Raw genomic sequence first — 19,107 nt, forward strand, 5'->3', positions numbered from 1 at the left:
GAATTGCGCTACCGCATGTCGATTGTGGCCTACGTCACTCGCGAGGATGCTCTCGCGCCATGGCAGAGAACCCCATCCCAGAGGTCCACCGTCTCAAGGCGAACTCGGTCGGGCTCGTCGGCGTCGTCTTCATGGCCGTCGCCACCGCGGCCCCGATCACCGCGATGACGGGAAACCTCCCCATCGCCGTCGGATTCGGCAACGGCACCGGCGCACCCGCCGGATACCTCTTCGCGACCCTCGTCCTGACCGTCTTCTCCGTCGGCTATGTGGCCATGGCCAAGCGGATCACGGCCGCCGGCGCGTTCTACGGCTACATCTCGCACGGCCTGGGCCGGATCGCGGGCATGGCCTCCGGCATGCTCGCCGTCCTCGCCTACATCGTCTTCGAGGCCTCGATCGTCGGCGTCTTCGCGTACTTCGCCAGGACGACCGTCGCCGACCAGCTCGGCGTGGACCTGCCGTGGATCCTGTACGCGGCCGTGATGCTGGCCGTCACCGCCGTCCTCTCGCACTTCGACATCAACCTCACCGCCAAGGCGCTCGGGGTGATGCTCATCGCCGAGATCGCGGTCCTCTTCGCGGTCGCCACCGCCGTCCTGATCGCCGGCGGCGGCCCCGACGGCATCCCCTTCGAGCCGATCGACCCCAGGAACGCCTTCACCGGCAGCTCCGCCGGCCTCGGACTCTTCTTCGCCTTCTGGTCCTGGGTCGGCTTCGAGTCGACCGCGATGTACGGCGAGGAGTCCCGCGACCCCAAGCGGGTGATCCCGCGCGCCACCCTGATCTCCGTCATCGGCGTCGGCCTCTTCTACATCTACGTGTCGTGGATGACGATCGCCGGGAACGGCCTGGCCGGCTCGGTGAAGCTGTCCGCCTCGGCCTCGCCCCTCGACCTGTTCTTCTCGCCCACCGAGAGCTTCATCGGCGCCTGGGCCGTCGACGCCTTCCAGTGGCTGCTCCTCACGGGCTCCTTCGCCTGCGGGATGGCCTTCCACCAGTGCGCCTCGCGCTATCTGTACGCCATCGGCCGGGAGGGCTTCCTCCACCCGGCGCTCGGCCGCACGCACGCCAGGCACGGCTCGCCGTACATCGCCTCGTACGTCCAGAGCGCGATCGCCGTCGCCCTCGTGGGCGCCTTCTGGCTCACCGGCCAGGACCCGTACATCCACCTCTACACGCTGCTCGCGATCCTCGGCACGATGGCGATCCTCATCGTCCAGACCCTCTGCTCCTTCGCCGTCATCGGCTACTTCCGCAAGAACCATCCCGAGGACCGGCACTGGTTCAGGACGCTCACCGCGCCACTCCTCGGCGGCATCGGCATGATCGCCGTCGTCGTCCTGCTGGTCATCAACATGGAGACCGCGGCCGGGCTCGCCGCCGACTCGCTCTTCTTCAAGGCGATCCCCTGGATCGTCGGCGCCGTCTTCCTCGGTGGCCTCGGCCTCGGCCTCCACCTCAGGGCCAAGCGGCCCGAACGCTACGAGATCATCGGCCGGATCGTCCTGGAGGACGCCGCCGAGCGCCCCGCCGAAGAGGCCGCCGCCCTTCGCGTACCGCAGAGCTGACTTCCCCCTTCCACCTCCAGGAGCGCCCCATGGCACGCACCAACCCGATGCACCTCCTGAAGAAACTGGCCGCCGAGCACGCCGACGCCCGACGGCTGAACCTCCCCGTCGACGAACTCAGAGGCATGAGAACCGACGCCCTCGGCCGCCGCTCCCTCCTCAAGTACGCCGCCGCTGCCGGTGTCGCCGTCGGCGCGGGCGGGGCCGCCGGTCTGGGCGGGGCCGTGCCCGCCCGCGCCGCCACCCCGGACCCGCCGGTCAGGAGCACCGCCCGGGTCGCCGTCGTCGGCGCCGGGATCTCCGGCCTCACCGCCGCCCTCACCCTCCAGGACGCCGGCCTCGGCCCGGTGCTCTACGAGGCGAACCCCTCCCGGGTCGGCGGCCGCATGTGGACCCAGCGCGCCCACTGGGCGTACGGGCAGACCTCCGAGATCGGCGGCGAGCTGATCGACACCGGCCACAAGAAGATCCTGGAGCTCTGCCGCCGCTTCGGCCTCCCCGTGGAGGACTTCCTCGGCGGCGGGCCCAACGGAGCGGAGGAGGTCCTCTGGTTCAACGGCGCGTACTACCCCCGTGCCCGGGCCGACGAGGACTTCAAGGCGGTCTACCAGCAGCTGCGCCGGGACCTCTCCGAGGCGGGGGAGGTCTTCTGGAACCGGACCACCCCCACCGGCACCGCACTCGACAACCTGTCGATATACGAGTGGATCGAGACCCGGGTCCCCGGCGGTCACTCCTCGCCGCTCGGCCGCTTCATCGACGTCGCCTACAACGTCGAGTACGGCGCCGACACCACCGAGCAGTCCTCGCTCGCCCTGGTCCTGCTCATGGGCTACCAGACCAATCCCGGCAACTTCAACATCTGGGGCCTGTCCAACGAGCGGTACCACGTCGTCGGCGGCAACGACCGGCTCCCGAACGCCGTCGCCGGGGCGCTCGCCCCCGGCACCCTGCGCCCCGGCTGGTCCCTGACCGCCGTACGGGCCGAGGCCGACGGCACCCAGACGCTGACCTTCACCGAGGCCGGCGCCACCCGGACCGTCACCGCCGACCACACGATCCTCTGCCTCCCGCTGCCGATCCTCCAGCAGCTCGACCTCTCCCGGGCCGCCTTCGACCCGCTCATGAGGAACCTGCTGCGGGACGCGCGGATGGGCCACTGCACCAAGCTCAACATGCAGTTCGGCACCCGCCCGTGGCGCGGCACCGGCGCCTGGCCGGGTGTCTCGGCCGGTGACTGCTTCACCGACACCGAGGTCCAGCAGACCTGGGACACCACCAAGATCCAGGGCGGGACCGGCGGCATCCTCCTCCAGTACGGAGGAGGCAGCCTCGCCCGGTCGCTGACGCCCGCCGGGCCCTTCTCCACCGAGTCGGACCCGTACGTCCGGAGCCTCGTCACCCGTCAGCTGGCCGGCATCGACGCCTTCTTCCCCGGCACCTCGCGGGCGTGGACGGGCCGCGCCCAGCTGTCCGCCTGGCACCGGAACCCGTACTCGCTGGGCGCGTACTCCTGCTGGCCCGTCGGCTACCTCCACCGGTACGCCGGATACGAGGGCACCGCCCAGGGCAACGTCCACATCGGCGGCGAGCACTGCAGCTACGACTTCCAGGGCTTCATGGAGGGCGGCGCCACGGAGGGCGAGCGCGCCGCGCGGGAGGTGATCGACGCACTGAGGTGACCGGCGGGCCGGAGCGACCGCCGCGTCGGGGGTGGGGCCCCGGCGCGGCGGCCGGTGGTCGGGCGGGCGCTCGGACGGCCGGGGGTCAGACGGCGGCCGGCGGGATGTTGTGGTTGTAGCGGAAGACGTTGTCGGGGTCGTACGCGGCCTTGACGGCGGCCAGCCGGCGGTAGTTCTCCTCGCCGAAGGAGGAGACGACCCGCTGCTCGCCCTCCGCGCCGACGAAGTTCAGGTACACGGCGTCGATCGACCACGGCCGGGCGTCGGCCCGCACGTCCCGCACCCACTGGATCGCGCGCTCGTCCATCGCCGGGTCCTCCCAGGTCGCGAACGGGTGCACCGCCCAGGCCGCGGTCCGCCACGGCTGCGGGAACGGACCGGCCCCGGCCGCCACCGCGCCGCCCATCATGAACAGCACGTGCTGGATCGCCGTGGGCATCGGTATCGCGGCGCCGCGGTCGCAGAACACGTCCACGGCCTCGTCCGGGAAGGAGTTCAGATACTCGGCCGACCAGTAGTTCCGCAGCCCGGGCGGGTCGTCGAGCATGGACTGCAGCTCCGTGTACGGGATGTCCGTGACGATCTCGATCACGGGCTTCAGGGCGAACAGCGGCGCGGCGAGCTCCCGCAGCTCCTCGACCGGCCCGGTGTACGTCAGCACCGTCCCGCAGACCAGCTTGCCGACCAGGTCGTCGGGGACGAACGGCTCGGGCGGCGCGGGCAGGTAGATCGCCCCGCCGCCCACCTCGTCCGCGGCGTCGGCGCCGATGTCCCGGAAGGTGCGTACCACCTCGGGCGCGTCGTCGGGCAGGAAGAACAGCATCACGACGCTCATCCGCGGCAGCTCGTGCAGCCGCAGCGTCAGCGAGGTCGCCACCCCGAAGTTGCCGCCGCCGCCGTGCAGCGCCCAGAACAGCTCCGGGTTCTCCTCCGCGTCCGTGTGGACGTGCTTGCCCTCGGCCGTGATCAGATCGGCGGCCAGCAGATTGTCGCTGGCCAGGCCGAACTTCCGCTCCAGCCAGCCCGACCCGCCGCCCAGCGTGAAACCGCCGACCCCGGTGGTGGACACCCGCCCGCCGGTGGTCGCCACATGGAAGGGCTGACAGGCGTGGTCCATCTGGCCCATCGTCGTCCCGCCCCCGACCCGTACGGTCATGTCCTCCGGGTCGACGACGACCGTGTGCATCCGGCGCAGGTCGACGACGAGCGCGCCGTCGATCACGGAGGTCCCGGCGACGCTGTGGCCGCCGCCGCGCACGGCGACGGGGAGCTCGCACGCGCGGCCGAAGAGGATCGCGTTGGACACGTCCGCCTGGGTCGCGCACTGGGCGATCACCGAGGGACGGTGGTCGATCATGCCGTTGTGGAGGGCACGGGCCTCGTCGTACCCCGGATCACCGGGGACGATCACCTCACCGGCCAGGTCCTCGACCAGACCGGACAGGGAGCTTTCGGAGACGTGGGGACCCATGGGAGCCCCCCTTTCGCGAGGGGCGACAGGACCTTCCCATCGTATTCCGGCCGCCCTCGCGCCGCCCTTCAGCCGCCGTACCCTCGGGCCCGCCCTCAGCCGCCGTACGCGCCGCTCGCCGTCAGACGCAGGGCCGTGTCGATCAGCGGGACATGGCTGAAGGCCTGCGGGAAGTTGCCCACCTGCCGCTGGAGCCTCGGGTCCCACTCCTCGGCGAGCAGCCCCAGGTCGTTGCGGAGCCCGAGCAGCTTCTCGAAGAGCGTGCGCGCCTCGTCCACCCGCCCGATCATCGCCAGGTCGTCGGCCAGCCAGAAGGAGCAAGCGAGGAACGCGCCCTCGTCGCCCTCCAGACCGTCGACCCCGGCCTCCTCGCCCGACGTCGGGTAGCGCAGCACGAAACCGTCCTCCGTGGACAGCTCCCGCTGGATCGCCTCGATCGTGCCGATGACCCGCTTGTCGTCCGGCGGCAGGAAACCCATCTGCGGGATCAGCAGCAGCGAGGCGTCGAGCTCCTTGGAGCCGTACGACTGCGTGAAGGTGTTCCGCTCCGCGTCGTAGCCCCTCTCGCAGACGTCCCGGTGGATGTCGTCGCGCAGCTCGCGCCAGCGCTCCAGCGGGCCGTCGGCGTCCCCGGACTCGATGAGCTTGATCGTGCGGTCGACGGCCACCCAGGCCATCACCTTGGAGTGGACGAAGTGCCGGCGCGGGCCCCGGACCTCCCAGATGCCCTCGTCGGGCTGGTCCCAGTGCTTCTCCAGGTAGTTGATCAGCTTGATCTGGAGGAGCGAGGCGTAGTCGTTGCGGGAGAGGCCCGTCATGTGCGCGAGGTGGAGGGCCTCGGTGACCTCGCCGTAGACGTCCAGCTGGAGCTGGTTGGCCGCGCCGTTGCCGACCCGGACCGGGCCGGAGTTCTCGTATCCCGGAAGCCAGTCGAGCTCCGCCTCGCCGAGCTCTCGCTCGCCCGCGATGCCGTACATGATCTGGAGGTTCTCCGGGTCGCCGGCGACCGCCCGGAGCAGCCAGTCCCGCCAGGCGCGGGCCTCCTCGCGGTAGCCGGTGCGCAGCATCGACGAGAGGGTGATCGCCGCGTCCCGCAGCCAGGTGTAGCGGTAGTCCCAGTTGCGGACGCCGCCGATCTCCTCGGGCAGCGAGGTGGTCGGCGCGGCCACGATCCCGCCCGTCGGCGCGTACGTGAGCGCCTTCAGGGTGATCAGAGAGCGGATCACGGCCTCCCGGTAGGGGCCGTGGTACGTGCAGTGCTCGACCCAGTCGCGCCAGAAGTCGGCGGTCGCCTCCAGGGAGCCCTCGGGCTCCGGAAGCGCCGGCGGCTCCTTGTGGGAGGGCTGCCAGGAGAGCGTGAAGGCGATCCGGTCACCGGGGTTCACGGTGAAGTCGGAGTACGTCGTGAGGTCCTTGCCATGGGTCTCTGCCTCGGTGTCCAGCCACACGGAGTCGGGTCCCGCGACGGCGACCGTCCGATCGCCGACCTTGTGGACCCACGGCACGATCCGGCCGTAGCTGAAACGCATCCGCAGCGCGGACCGCATCCGCACCCGGCCGGAGACGCCCTCCACGATCCGGATGAGCTGCGGGGCGCCGTCGCGCGGCGGCATGAAGTCGGTCACCCGGACCGTCCCGCGCGGTGTGTCCCACTCGGATTCCAGGATGAGCGAGTCGCCCACGTATCGACGCCGGTCGGCCGGGGGCGGCTCGGCGTCGGCGGGCCCGGCGGGGCCCACCCGCCAGAATCCGTGTTCCTCGGTGCCGAGCAGTCCGGCGAAGATCGCGTGCGAGTCGAATCGGGGGAGACACAGCCAGTCGACGCTGCCGTCCCGGCAGACCAGGGCGGCGGTCTGCATGTCTCCGATGAGTGCGTAATCCTCGATGCGCCCGGCCACGTGCTTCACTCCAGTCGAACGGCCACGTCCGCCCCGCGGGGCGCTTGCTCAGATGCGCCGGCTGGGTTCAGCCGGGACTGCGTGTGTCAGCGGTCAAGGGATCTTCGACGAGCTCTTGGTCCGGGTGACGGGCGGGGTGATGCCGCTGGCCGGCCGGCTCGGCGGGCAATGTCCGAGCAGGATACGTCGCACCCTAGTGACCCGGTGATCACGCCGGTAACGGCGTTGCTCCGATCAGGTGAACGGGTTTTCGTTCCGCCGCAGGGTCCGTCCATTGTGCCCCCGTCCCAGATGGGAAATCCTCCCTTCGCCCGGTGGCCGGTCCGTCCCTCCGCCCGGTGGGAGCGTCCGCCCCGCCCGGCGGAAGGGTCCGCCCCGCCCGATGGGAGGCCGGTCCCCCCACCTGCGGGAGAGCCCCCTCCCGCCCTCGCGTCGCCGTCCGTGTGCACCCGACTGCCGCGTGTGGCCGGAAGCGGTCTCCCGATGTCGCTGATACCCTGGTACCCCGTGGACCGGTGGGAAACGGCGACAGCCGAGAACCCCGAAACCGCAGCGACGGCACCCCCCGATTCTTCCGGAGGGGACGCCGGTACGCACCTCCAGAACGCGACCACGGGAGCCCCCTCTTGGCGATGCCGCCCAAAACCACGACGACCAAGCACATCTTCGTCACCGGGGGTGTCGCCTCCTCCCTCGGCAAGGGCCTGACCGCCTCCAGCCTGGGTGCGCTCCTCAAGGCCCGGGGCCTGCGGGTCACGATGCAGAAGCTCGACCCCTACCTGAACGTCGACCCGGGCACGATGAACCCTTTCCAGCACGGTGAGGTGTTCGTCACCAACGACGGCGCCGAGACCGACCTGGACATCGGTCACTACGAGCGCTTCCTCGACGTCGACCTCGACGGCTCGGCCAACGTCACCACCGGCCAGGTCTACTCGCAGGTCATCGCCAAGGAGCGGCGCGGCGAGTACCTCGGTGACACCGTGCAGGTCATCCCGCACATCACCAACGAGATCAAGTCCCGGATCCGCCGCATGGCGACCGACGACGTCGACGTCGTCATCACCGAGGTCGGCGGCACGGTCGGCGACATCGAGTCCCTGCCGTTCCTGGAGACCGTCCGCCAGGTCCGCCACGAGGTCGGTCGCGACAACGTCTTCGTCGTGCACATCTCGCTGCTGCCCTACATCGGCCCCTCCGGCGAGCTGAAGACCAAGCCGACCCAGCACTCCGTCGCCGCCCTGCGGAACATCGGCATCCAGCCGGACGCGATCGTGCTGCGCGCCGACCGCGAGGTCCCGACCTCCATCAAGCGCAAGATCTCGCTGATGTGCGACGTCGACGAGGCGGCCGTCGTCGCCGCGATCGACGCCAAGTCGATCTACGACATCCCGAAGGTGCTCCACACCGAGGGCCTGGACGCCTACGTCGTCCGCAAGCTCGACCTGCCCTTCCGCGACGTGGACTGGTCGACCTGGGACGACCTGCTCGACCGCGTCCACAACCCCGACCACGAGGTCACCGTCGCGCTCGTCGGCAAGTACATCGACCTGCCCGACGCGTACCTCTCGGTCACCGAGGCCATGCGGGCCGGCGGCTTCGCCAACAAGGCCCGCGTCAAGGTCAAGTGGGTCACCTCCGACGACTGCAAGACCCCGGCCGGGGCCAAGAAGCAGCTCGGCGACGTCGACGCGGTCCTCATCCCCGGCGGCTTCGGCGACCGCGGTGTGAGCGGCAAGGTCGGCGCGATCCAGTACGCCCGCGAGAACAAGGTGCCGCTGCTCGGCATCTGCCTCGGCCTGCAGTGCATCGTCATCGAGGCGGCCCGGAACCTGGCCGACATCCCCGAGGCCAACTCCACCGAGTTCGACCCGGCCACCGCGCACCCCGTCGTCTCGACGATGGAGGAGCAGCTGGCGTTCGTCGAGGGCGCCGGCGACCTGGGCGGAACGATGCGCCTGGGCCTGTACCCGGCGAAGCTCGCCGAGGGCTCGATCGTCCGTGAGGTCTACGACGACCAGCCGTACGTGGACGAGCGTCACCGTCACCGCTACGAGGTCAACAACGCCTACCGCGCGGAGCTGGAGAAGAAGGCCGGTCTGGTCTTCTCCGGCACCTCCCCGGACAACAAGCTCGTCGAGTACGTCGAGTACCCGCGCGAGGTCCACCCCTACCTGGTCGCCACGCAGGCGCACCCGGAGCTGCGCTCGCGTCCGACGCGTCCGCACCCGCTCTTCGCGGGCCTGGTGAAGGCCGCCGTCGAGCGCAAGACGGGCAAGCCGGCGAAGTAGCCGACCTGTCGGTTCCTGGCGTTAACGTTGCCGGGGTACGGGCCCCTTCGGGGCCGGTACCCCGGTTTTCGTATGTGGTTCGTGGTTCGTGTTCGTGGTTTGTACGGGAGGACTCAGATGGAGTTGCAGGACACCCCGGAGGAGTGGCAGGTCGTCGCGACGACGACCCCGTTCCAGGGAAACAAGACGAGTGTCCGCACGGACGACGTGGTCATGCCGGACGGCACGGTCGCGCGCCGCGACTACCAGGTGCACCCCGGCTCGGTGGCCGTCCTCGCCCTCGACGAGCAGGACCGGGTCCTGCTCCTCAAGCAGTACCGGCACCCGGTGCGGCAGAAGCTCTGGGAGATCCCCGCGGGACTCCTCGACGTGCCCGGTGAGAACCCGCTGCACGCCGCCCAGCGCGAACTGTACGAGGAGGCGCACGTCAAGGCCGAGGACTGGCGGGTCCTCACCGACGTCTACACGACGCCCGGCGGCTGCGACGAGGCCGTACGGATCTTCCTCGCCCGCGGTCTCGCGGAGGCGGAGGGGGAGCGCTTCGAGGTCGCCGAGGAGGAGGCCGACATGGAGCTCGCGCGGGTGCCGCTCGGGGAGCTCGTACTGGGGGTCCTCGCGGGCGAGCTGCACAACAACTGCCTCGTCGTGGGCGTCCTGTCCCTCGCCGCGGCGCGGGCGGGGGAGGGCGTCGACGCGCTGCGGGCGGCGGACGCGCCGTGGCCGGCCCGGCCCTTCGAGGCGTAGCCCTTACGGGACGGGCCCGCACGGGTCGGGCCGTACGGGGGGCCCGTAACGGGGCGCTCCCACTGGGCGCCGCCTCCCGCGCGGGCCGCCGGGCGCCGCCCACCTGTCGCGGGCTCGCGCTTCCGTCGGGCGCTGGCCACCCGGCCCACTGCCGTGTGGGCAGCGCCCATAGGCCCGTGCCCCGGGCCACTGCCTGTGTGGGCTCGCGCCCCGGCCCACCGCCGCGTGGGCACGGGCCCGCTGCCCCTGCCCACCCCCGTGTGGGCATTCGTCCCGCTGGGGCGGGACGGGTGGGCACACGGGACGCGCGCTTGGCGGCGCGTCCGCCCCTTGTGCCTCGACCCGCACCAACAGTGCGTCGCTCCAGGGGTGCGGGTCAGGGCGCGGAAGCCTGGGCCCGGCAAGGGGCGGCGTTCCGTTGTGCCCACCCGTTCCGCTCTGGGGGTCCCCCCGGACGGAGTCTGGGGGAGGAACAACTGCCCACAACGAGGTGGGGCGGGGCGATGCCCGGCGTGTCTGCCTGTTCCGGCCCGGAGGAACAGTTGCCCGCAGTGGGGTGGGGCGGGGCGGCGCCCGTTGTGCCGGACGTTTCGGCTCGGTGGGGTGAAGGTTCGCGACGGGGTGGCGCGAGCTTCCGTTGCGCCCCTGGGGGAGAGGCGTTGAGAGGGTGCGGTGTGACGATCTGCTGATCCGATCGGGGGACGTGACCGCCCTGCTCCGCCAGGTCCGGTACACGCCCTGAACTACGCTCGGAATCGCCCGTGCGGAGCCCCCCGCGGGATCGGCTCGTGCGCAGGTGGACGGGAGCGTGGCCCGTGACGGATCAGGCGGTGGCGGCGGCCGGCAACCGGCAGTTCTTCGGCCGGCAGCGGGAGTTGAAGGCTCTGCGCGCCGACATCGAGCGGACCGGCCTGGACACCCTCACCGGCCGCAAGGCCCCCCGCGCGCGCGTTCTGCTCATCGCGGGCAAGCCGGGTTCCGGACGTACCGCGCTCGCCGAGGAACTGGCCGCCGGACTCGCCGACCAGTACCCCGACGGGATCTTCCGGGCCCGGCTCACGGAGCCCGGCGGCGACCCCGTTCCCACCGCCCGCGTCGCCCAGGAACTCCTCGCCGCCCTCGGGGTACCGGAACCTCCCGGAGCCGCCGAGGACGAGCTGACCGAACTGGTCCGCGGTGCCCTCGGCGAGCGCCGGGTCGTCCTGGTGCTCGACGACGCCGTCGACGCGGAGCAGGCCGACCCCCTCATCCCCGACAACCCCGACTCCCTGGTGGTCGGCGTCGCCCGCGGGCCGCTGACCGGCATCCCCGACGTACGGCCGTGCACCCTCGGCGGTCTCGACCCCAAGTCGGCCATCGAGCTGCTCACCGCCTTCACCGGCTCCGTACGCATCACCGTCGACCCGCAGGCCGCGGAGAGCCTCGTCGAGGAGTGCGGCGGGCTGCCCGCCGCGGTCGTCCTGGCCGGCGGCTGGCTCTCCACTCAGCCCAAGGCCTCCGTCGCCGATCTGGCCAAGCGGCTCCGCGCGCTCAGCGGCGACCCGCTCACCCGGGCCTTCCTGCTCGCCCACGAGGCGCTCGCGGGGCCCGCCGCCCGGATACTGCGCTACCTCTCCCTGGCTCCGCTGGGCCGGGCCGACGCCCACACCGCCTCCGCCCTGGCCGGCTGCTCGGTCTCGGCCGCCGCGACCACCCTGGCCGACTTCGCGGCCCTGGGGCTCCTCGAAGCGGCCGAGGACGGGCAGTACGTGGTGCCCGGCCATCTCGTCCCCCTCCTTCGCGCCCAGCTGGAGGAGCAGGACCGGCCCGCCGAGGTGCAGCTCGCGCGGGCCCGGATGCTGGAGCGGACCGTACGGCTCCTCCAGTCCTGCCGTGCGGTCACCGAACCCGAGGGCTCGCCCGCCCGGCGGAAACTGGCCGGTCTGCCGCGCGCCCTGCGCTTCCCGAACGCTGCCGCCGGGGCCGTCTGGCTGCGGTCCCGGCAGTCCTTCCTCCTCGCCTCCGCCCGGCTCGCCGTCGCCGACGGGGAGCTCGACACCCTCGCCCGCCGCCTTGTCGCCTCCCTGGTCAGGGCGCTGGCCGCGCACCGGGGGGCCGAGGCGGCGGCGCCCGAGCTGTACGGCCTCCATCAGCTGGTCCTGGACGTGGCCGAGCGGCGCGGGCTGCACCGGGAGCGGGCCGCCGCCCTCCTGAATCTGGCCGATCTCGACGCCCGTACGGGCCGGACGAAGGAGGCTCTGCTGCGATATCGGTCGGCATTGGATGCCGGACGCGCAGCAAATGACCCGTACGCGACCGGTCGAGCGATGGAATCCGTAGGTGGTTCCTATCAGGAGCTGGGGGACTGGCATCGGGCCGGCGACTGGTACGGGCGTGCGCTCGCCCAGCGCCTCGCCCGGGACGAGCGGGCCGACCAGGCCCGGCTCTACGCCCGTCTCGGCGCCGTGCAGACCTATGCGGGCCGGTACGGCGAGGCGTTGCGGAACTGGCGCGCCGCCGCGGCCGGCTACCGACGGCTCGACGATCTCCCCGGCCACGCGCGGGCGTTGAGCGAGGCCGCCCGGGTCCAGGAGTACGCCGGGCGGCCCGAGGAGTCCCTGCGGACCTGCGAGGAGGCGGTGGAATGGGCCCGGCGTGCCCAGGACACCCGGCTCCAGGCGGCGCTCCAGCTGCGGCTCGCGGACACCCTCGACCGGCTCGGCGACCCCGCCGCGGCCCGGCTGCACCGGGCTGCGGCCGAGAGACTGCTGGAAACGGAACGATCAGCCTACGAAATCCGCAGTGGGTCCGTCGAAGATTAGTACTTTGAAAGGCTAGACACCGGGAACTCCTTCATTAGACTGGGTGCGCCGCGTTCGAACGTGGTCTGCCCCGGTGCGCCGCAGTGCATCCGGGTATGTATCGCAGTGCCCCATGTATCCCCCCTGATTCAAGGACCGTGATCGACGATGAAGGTCGGCATCCCCCGCGAGGTCAAGAACAACGAGTTCCGCGTGGCCATCACCCCCGCCGGTGTCCACGAGCTCGTCCGCCACGGCCACCAGGTCTTCGTCGAGCAGAACGCCGGTGTCGGCTCCTCGATCACGGACGAGGAGTACGTCGCCGCAGGCGCCGAGATCCTCCCCACGGCCGACGAGGTCTGGGCCATCGCCGACCTGCTGCTCAAGGTCAAGGAGCCCATCGCGGAGGAGTACCACCGTCTCCGCAAGGACCAGACGCTCTTCACCTACCTGCACCTCGCCGCCTCCCGCGAGTGCACGGACGCGCTCCTGGAGTCCGGCACCACCGCCATCGCGTACGAGACCGTGGAGACCGCGAACCGCGCCCTCCCGCTGCTCGCCCCGATGTCCGAGGTCGCGGGCCGCCTGGCCCCGCAGGTCGGCGCCTACCACCTCATGCGCTCGGTCGGCGGCCGCGGCGTGCTCCCCGGCGGCGTCCCCGGCACCCACGCCGGCGAGTGCGTCGTCATCGGCGGCGGCGTCTCCGGCTGGAACGCCACCCAGATCGCCGTCGGCATGGGCTTCCACGTGACCCTGCTCGACCGTGACATCAACAAGCTCCGCGAGGCCGACAAGATCTTCGGCACCAAGGTGAAGACGATCGTCTCCAACGCCTACGAGCTGGAGAAGGCCGTCGTCGAGGCCGACCTCGTCATCGGTGCCGTCCTCATCCCGGGTGCCAAGGCCCCGAAGCTGGTCACCAACGAGCTCGTCGCCAAGATGAAGCCCGGAAGTGTCCTTGTCGACATTGCGATCGACCAGGGCGGCTGCTTCGAGGACTCGCACGCGACCACCCACGCCGAGCCGACCTTCCAGGTCCACAACTCGGTCTTCTACTGCGTCGCCAACATGCCCGGCGCGGTCCCGAACACCTCCACCTACGCCCTCACCAACGCCACGCTGCCCTACATCGTGTCGCTGGCGAACAACGGCTGGGTCGAGGCGCTGCGCCGCGACGCCGCGCTCGGTCTGGGCCTCAACACCCATGACGGCAAGGTGGTTTACAAGGAGGTCGCCGAGGCGCACGGTCTCGAGCACGTCGAGCTGAGCGCCCTCCTGGGCTGACCCTCGCGGCACCGCCGTCAACGCGTGCCGTCAATGCCACACGCCCGGCCGGACCTTGTTCGACAAGGTCCGGCCGGATGTGTGTCCGGACCCGGCGGAACGTTCGGTCAACTCGCCTCGAACGTAACCCTTTAACCGTTTCGCACACCCCTGAAACGTGTGGATGCATGCCTGCGCACCCTTGACAGAGAGGTGTTCGGTTGCCGACACATCGGGCCGGGTCCGGCGGATTGTGTTGCTGCGGAGCGGTGACACGCCATAGAGTCGCCAACCGTCGGCATGGTGCCACGCTGACCTATCGATAAATGTTCCTGGTGACATCCAAGGAGGTAAGACGACTTGTGAATGAGTCGACAATTACTCCCGGGAGCGGTGCGCCAGGTGCTCCGATCGGCTCCGTCGCGGTGCGGACCTTCGCGACGCACCAGCCCATGACGACAGCCCACACGATGAAGACGATGGACGGCCTACACGTGAACGCCACGGCCGGCAACGAGATGGGCCGAGAGTCCACCCACTTCGCCGCCTTTGACGAGGTGCCCGAGGGGCACTTCTACGACCCCGACGCCGAGTACGAGCCCGACCCGGAGTACGCGGCCACCCTCGCACCCGACGCTGCCCGCCAGCGCCGCGAGCGGATCGGCCCCACCGGACGGCCGCTGCCGTACTTCCCGATCCCGGGTCCACTGACCGACCACGGACCCGCGAAGATCATCGCGATGTGCAACCAGAAGGGCGGCGTCGGCAAGACCACGTCGACCATCAACCTGGGCGCCGCACTCGCGGAGTACGGACGGCGGGTGCTGCTCGTCGACTTCGACCCGCAGGGAGCCCTGTCGGTCGGCCTCGGCGTGAACCCGATGGAGCTCGACCTCACCGTCTACAACCTGCTCATGGAGCGGGGCATGTCGGCGGACGAGGTCCTCCTCAAGACCGCCGTACCCAACATGGACCTGCTGCCGAGCAACATCGACCTCTCGGCCGCCGAAGTCCAGCTCGTCAGCGAGGTCGCGCGCGAGTCGACGCTCCAGCGCGCCCTGAAGCCGCTGATGAACGACTACGACTACATCGTGATCGACTGTCAGCCCTCGCTCGGCCTGCTGACCGTGAACGCCCTGACGGCGGCTCACAAGGTCATCGTGCCGCTGGAATGCGAGTTCTTCGCGCTGCGCGGAGTGGCCCTGCTGACCGAGACCATCGAGAAGGTCCAGGAGCGGCTCAACCCCGAGCTGGAGCTCGACGGCATCCTCGCCACGATGTACGACTCCCGGACCGTGCACAGCCGTGAGGTCCTCGCGCGCGTCGTCGAGGCCTTCGACGACCACGTGTACCACACGGTCATCGGGCGGACCGTGCGCTTCCCGGAGACCACGGTCGCCGGCGAGCCCATCACCACGTACGCCTCCAACTCCGTGGGCGCCGCCGCCTACCGTCAGCTCGCCAGGGAGGTGCTCGCCCGGTGTCACGCCGAGTGAGTCTGCCCGGCGCCGACGAACTCTTCCGTACGACCGGGGGGACGGCGCTCCAGTCGTCCGCACCCCGCCGGGCCGTCCCCGCACCCGCGGGTGAGAGCGACCCGACGGCCGCCGAGGGCTCCGCGGAGCACACGGCGGCGGACTCCGAGACGGCGGAACCGCGCGCCCGGACGGCGGAGCCCGAGAGCGCCGCTCCGAAGGCCGCGCCCTCCGCCGGAGTGCCCGCCCCGGCGGGGGCACGGCGGCGCGGCGGCCGGGCCCCGAACCGGCGGCCCAGCGGCCGCGAGCGTCACGACGAGAAGATCACGGTCTACGTCTCCGCCGAGGAGCTGATGGACCTGGAGCACGCCCGGCTCGTGCTGCGGGGCGAGCACGGACTCGCCGTCGACCGGGGCCGGATCGTCCGGGAGGCCGTCGCGGTCGTCCTGGCGGACCTGGAGTCCCGCGGCGACGCGAGCATCCTCGTCCGCCGTCTGCGCGGCCGCTGACGGTAGCCTGCGGGCTGCCACGCTCTCCCGTTCTCCCTGGACCTCCATGCACCACGCCTCTGACGAAACGTCCCGTCCACCGCGCCGCCGCGTCCTGGGGCGCGGCCCGGGCGGGGCGGGGGCGCCTCCGGCGGAGAGGGCGGGGGAGGACGGCCCGGGGGCGAGTGACCACGACGCCGCACGGCCCGAGACGGGCGGTGGCCTTCGGCCCGAGGCCGGCGCCGATGCGGCCGGTGACGCCGAGGCCGACACCGGCGGCGATGCCGAGGCCGATGCGGACGCGGATGCGGGTGCCCCTGTCGACCCCGAGGCGGAAGCCGAGGTCGATCCCGAGCTTGAGGTCGGCGCCGAGCGCGGCGCCGCCCGCCCCGATGCCGAGCCTGAGGCCCAGGCCCAGCCGGTCGAGCCCGGCGCCGAGCCCGAAGCCCAGGCCGAGCCTGACCCCGGGGCCCAGTCCGAGCCCGTGGTCGGGCCCGGAGGCCGGGTCGAGGCGGAGAGCGGGGCCGGGCGTGGTGTGCGGTCCCGTGGTGGTGGTGCCGAGGGGGGTGAGCCCGGTGACGGGCGGTTCACCGTGCGGCTCGCGAACTTCGAAGGGCCCTTCGATCTGCTTCTCCAGCTGATCACCAAGCACAAGCTCGACGTCACCGAGGTCGCCCTCTCGCGGGTCACCGACGAGTTCATGGCGCATCTGCGCGCCCTGGGGCCCGACGGGGACCTCGACCAGACCACCGAGTTCCTCGTGGTCGCAGCCACCCTGCTCGACCTCAAGGCCGCCCGGCTGCTGCCCGCCGCCGAGGTGGAGGACGAGGCCGACCTCGCCCTCCTGGAGGCCCGTGACCTGCTGTTCGCCCGGCTCCTCCAGTACCGGGCGTACAAACGCATCGCGGCGATCTTCGAGGAGCGCTGGGAGGCCGAGGGCCGCCGCCACCCCCGTACCGTCGGACTCGAACCGCACCACGCCGAGCTGCTTCCCGAGGTGGTCATCTCCATCGGCGCGGAGGGTTTCGCCAAGCTGGCCGTCAAGGCCATGCAGCCCCGGGCCGAGCCGCAGGTGTACGTCGACCACATCCACGCTCCGCTCGTCAGCGTCCGTGAGCAGGCCGGTGTCGTCGTCGCGCTGCTGCGGGAGCGCGGGACGGCGCTCTTCCGGGAGCTGATCGAGGACGTCGGCGACGACACCCTCACCGTGGTCGCCCGTTTCCTCGCCCTTCTGGAGCTCTACCGGGAGAAGGCCGTCGCCCTCGACCAGGAGACCGCCCTGGGGGACCTCACGGTCTCCTGGACCGGCGGGGAGGCGGACGGGTCCGGGGGCGTGACCGACGAATTCGACCAGGAGGCAACCGCATGAGCGACCTCAAGCCCGCCCTCGAAGCCGTTCTCATGGTCGTGGACGAGCCCGCCACCGAGGCGCATCTCGCCAAGGTCCTGGAACGCACCCCCCGCGAGGTGGCCGACGCCCTGCGCGAGCTGGCCGACGAGTACACCGTCCAGGGCCGCGGCTTCGAGCTGCGGCGGGTGGCCGGCGGCTGGCGCTACTACACCCGCGCCGAGCACGCCGGGGCCGTCGAGGCCTTCGTCCTGGAGGGCCAGCAGGCCCGGCTCACCCAGGCGGCCCTGGAGACCCTCGCGGTCGTCGCGTACCGCCAGCCGGTCAGCCGTTCCCGGGTCTCCGCGGTCCGCGGGGTCAACTGCGACGGGGTCATGCGGACCCTCCTCCAGCGGGGTCTGGTGGAGGAGACGGGCGCGGAACCCGAAACAGGTGCGATCCTGTACAGGACGACGAACTACTTCCTGGAGCGGATGGGCCTTCGCGGCCTGGACGAGCTCCCCGAGCTGGCGCCCTTCCTCCCCGAGGCGGAGGCGGTCGAGCCGGACTCGCTGGAAGGGGTGCCGTCGTTCGATCCGGATGCACCGGATCGTGAGGACGACGACGACAAGACGGAAGTTTGATGCGAAGCAGCAGCGGCAGGAACAGCAGCGGAAACAACGGCGGGAGCCGTGGTGGCAACAGCGGCGGCCGCGGCGGCAGCAGCGGTGGCGGCCGTGGTGGCAGCGGCGCCGGCGGTGGCGGCTACCGGGGCTCCGGTGGCGGCAGTGGCAGCGGCGCCGGTGGCGGCCGTGGCGGCAGCGGCGGTGGCGGTGGCTACCGCGGCGGCAGCTCCGGCGGCTCCGGTGGCAGCGGCGGTGGCGGTGGCCACCGCGGTGGCGGCGGTGGCGGCGGTTACCAGGGTGGCGGCGGTGGCGGCTACCAGGGCGGCAGCGGCGGTGGCTACCAGGGTGGTGGCGGCCGTGACGACCAGAAGCGCCCCGGCAACCCGCGTCGGCCTCGCCCCGAGGAGCGCTCCTACGACGTGAGCCCGCCCGCCGAGGCCCCGAAGAAGGGTCGCGGCTCCGCGGCCCGCGGCGGCGCCAAGGGCGGCCCCAAGGCCCCTCAGGGCGGCACCCCGCCCCGTCGTGGCCCGCACGGGCAGCGGCAGGCCCCGGCCCGCTCGCGTGAGCTCGAGGCCAAGATCGAGCAGCGCAACCGGGAGCGGTACGAGAACCGGCCGGAGATCAAGACCCCGAAGACCTTCCCCGGCGCCGAGCAGGAGGGCGAGCGGCTGCAGAAGGTCCTCGCCCGGGCCGGCATGGGTTCGCGTCGCGCCTGTGAGGAGCTCATCGAGCAGGCCCGCGTCGAGGTCAACGGCGAGATCGTCCTGGAGCAGGGCAAGCGCGTCGACCCGGAGAAGGACGAGATCAAGGTGGACGGCCTGACGGTCGCCACCCAGTCGCACCTGTTCTTCGCGCTGAACAAGCCCGCCGGTGTCGTCTCCACCATGGAGGACCCGGACGGTCGTCAGTGCCTCGGCGACTACGTCAACAACCGTGAGACGCGTCTCTTCCACGTCGGCCGTCTCGACACGGAGACCGAGGGCATCATCCTGCTCACCAACCACGGTGAGCTGGCCCACCGCCTCACGCACCCGAAGTACGGCGTGAAGAAGACCTACCTGGCCGCCATCACCGGCCCGCTGCCCCGCGAGGTCGGCAAGCGGCTCAAGGACGGCATCCAGCTGGAGGACGGCTACGCCAAGGCCGACCACTTCCGCGTGGTCGAGCAGACCGGCAAGAACTACCTGGTCGAGGTCACGCTGCACGAGGGCCGCAAGCACATCGTGCGCCGCATGCTGGCCGAGGCGGGCTTCCCGGTCGAGAAGCTGGTCCGTACGGCCTTCGGCCCGATCGGTCTGGGCGACCAGAAGTCGGGCTGGCTGCGCCGTCTGACCAACACGGAGGTCGGCATGCTGATGAAGGAAGTCGGCATGTAAGGCCTCGTGCCCCCTGTGGAGAAGCCCGTGACCGCCCGGCGGTCACGGGCTTCTCCGTGTTCGGAGCCCCGATCGTCGTGCTCCGCGCCTTTCGTCTTGTGGCAGGAGCCCGTCC

The 19,107-nt window shown here is 71.5% G+C and carries 13 protein-coding genes; 11 read left to right on the forward strand and 2 right to left on the reverse strand.

The genetic code is table 11. From position 1 onward, the window contains the following. Positions 1–59: 59 nt before the first annotated feature. Together ACH4MY_RS21540 and ACH4MY_RS21545 are read left to right on the forward strand one after the other, a co-directional pair. Entirely contained in the window at positions 60–1,571 is a 1,512-nt protein-coding gene (locus ACH4MY_RS21540; protein ID WP_398005327.1) for an APC family permease, read from the forward strand. A 29-nt stretch (positions 1,572–1,600) separates the two neighbouring features. Next, positions 1,601–3,253: a flavin monoamine oxidase family protein gene (locus ACH4MY_RS21545; RefSeq protein ID WP_398005328.1), complete on the forward strand. Its 1,653-nt coding sequence runs from the start codon at positions 1,601–1,603 to the stop codon at positions 3,251–3,253. Positions 3,254–3,338: 85 nt separating this feature from the next. On the opposite strand, the gene ACH4MY_RS21550 is transcribed toward ACH4MY_RS21545, so the two are convergent. Then, positions 3,339–4,724: an FAD-binding oxidoreductase gene (locus tag ACH4MY_RS21550; RefSeq protein ID WP_398005329.1), complete on the reverse strand. Its 1,386-nt coding sequence runs from the start codon at positions 4,722–4,724 to the stop codon at positions 3,339–3,341. Between the two features lie 95 nt (positions 4,725–4,819). Next, complete coding sequence (locus tag ACH4MY_RS21555) at positions 4,820–6,622, reverse strand: glycoside hydrolase family 15 protein (RefSeq protein WP_398005330.1); 1,803 nt, start codon at positions 6,620–6,622, stop codon at positions 4,820–4,822. Between the two features lie 632 nt (positions 6,623–7,254). On the opposite strand from ACH4MY_RS21555, the gene ACH4MY_RS21560 reads away from it, so the two are divergent. The 9 genes from ACH4MY_RS21560 (at position 7,255) to ACH4MY_RS21600 (ending at position 18,992) form a co-directional block, all read left to right on the forward strand. Further along, a complete protein-coding gene (locus ACH4MY_RS21560) occupies positions 7,255–8,913 on the forward strand; it encodes a CTP synthase (RefSeq protein ID WP_398005331.1) in 1,659 nt (552 codons plus the stop codon). A gap of 117 nt (positions 8,914–9,030) precedes the next feature. Further along, positions 9,031–9,657 (forward strand): NUDIX domain-containing protein, encoded by a 627-nt coding sequence (locus ACH4MY_RS21565; RefSeq protein WP_398005332.1) that lies wholly within the window; start codon positions 9,031–9,033, stop codon positions 9,655–9,657. Positions 9,658–10,472: 815 nt separating this feature from the next. Next, positions 10,473–12,458, forward strand: coding sequence for a tetratricopeptide repeat protein (locus ACH4MY_RS21570; protein WP_398005333.1), 1,986 nt, complete (start codon positions 10,473–10,475; stop codon positions 12,456–12,458). Positions 12,459–12,605: 147 nt separating this feature from the next. After that, complete coding sequence (ald, locus tag ACH4MY_RS21575) at positions 12,606–13,721, forward strand: alanine dehydrogenase (RefSeq protein ID WP_398005334.1); 1,116 nt, start codon at positions 12,606–12,608, stop codon at positions 13,719–13,721. A gap of 449 nt (positions 13,722–14,170) precedes the next feature. Continuing rightward, the gene (locus ACH4MY_RS21580; RefSeq protein ID WP_037637819.1) at positions 14,171–15,196 is read left to right on the forward strand and encodes a ParA family protein; all 1,026 of its coding nucleotides are present in this window, start codon (positions 14,171–14,173) and stop codon (positions 15,194–15,196) included. Then, a complete protein-coding gene (locus ACH4MY_RS21585) occupies positions 15,181–15,684 on the forward strand; it encodes a hypothetical protein (protein WP_398005335.1) in 504 nt (167 codons plus the stop codon). Before ACH4MY_RS21580 ends, ACH4MY_RS21585 begins: the two co-directional genes overlap by 16 nt. Before the next feature lie 46 nt (positions 15,685–15,730). Continuing rightward, positions 15,731–17,032, forward strand: coding sequence for a segregation/condensation protein A (locus tag ACH4MY_RS21590; protein WP_398005336.1), 1,302 nt, complete (start codon positions 15,731–15,733; stop codon positions 17,030–17,032). After that, positions 17,029–17,634 carry an SMC-Scp complex subunit ScpB gene (gene scpB, locus ACH4MY_RS21595; RefSeq protein ID WP_398005337.1) on the forward strand — a complete coding sequence of 202 codons (606 nt, stop codon included), beginning with the start codon at positions 17,029–17,031 and terminating at the stop codon, positions 17,632–17,634. The genes ACH4MY_RS21590 and scpB overlap by 4 nt, the downstream gene beginning before the upstream one ends. Continuing rightward, positions 17,634–18,992: a pseudouridine synthase gene (locus ACH4MY_RS21600; protein WP_398005338.1), complete on the forward strand. Its 1,359-nt coding sequence runs from the start codon at positions 17,634–17,636 to the stop codon at positions 18,990–18,992. The genes scpB and ACH4MY_RS21600 overlap by 1 nt, the downstream gene beginning before the upstream one ends. The last annotated feature ends 115 nt before the right edge of the window (positions 18,993–19,107 follow it).

The organism is Streptomyces sp. NPDC017246 (assembly GCF_044331325.1).
Classification (GTDB): Bacteria; Actinomycetota; Actinomycetes; order Streptomycetales; family Streptomycetaceae; genus Streptomyces.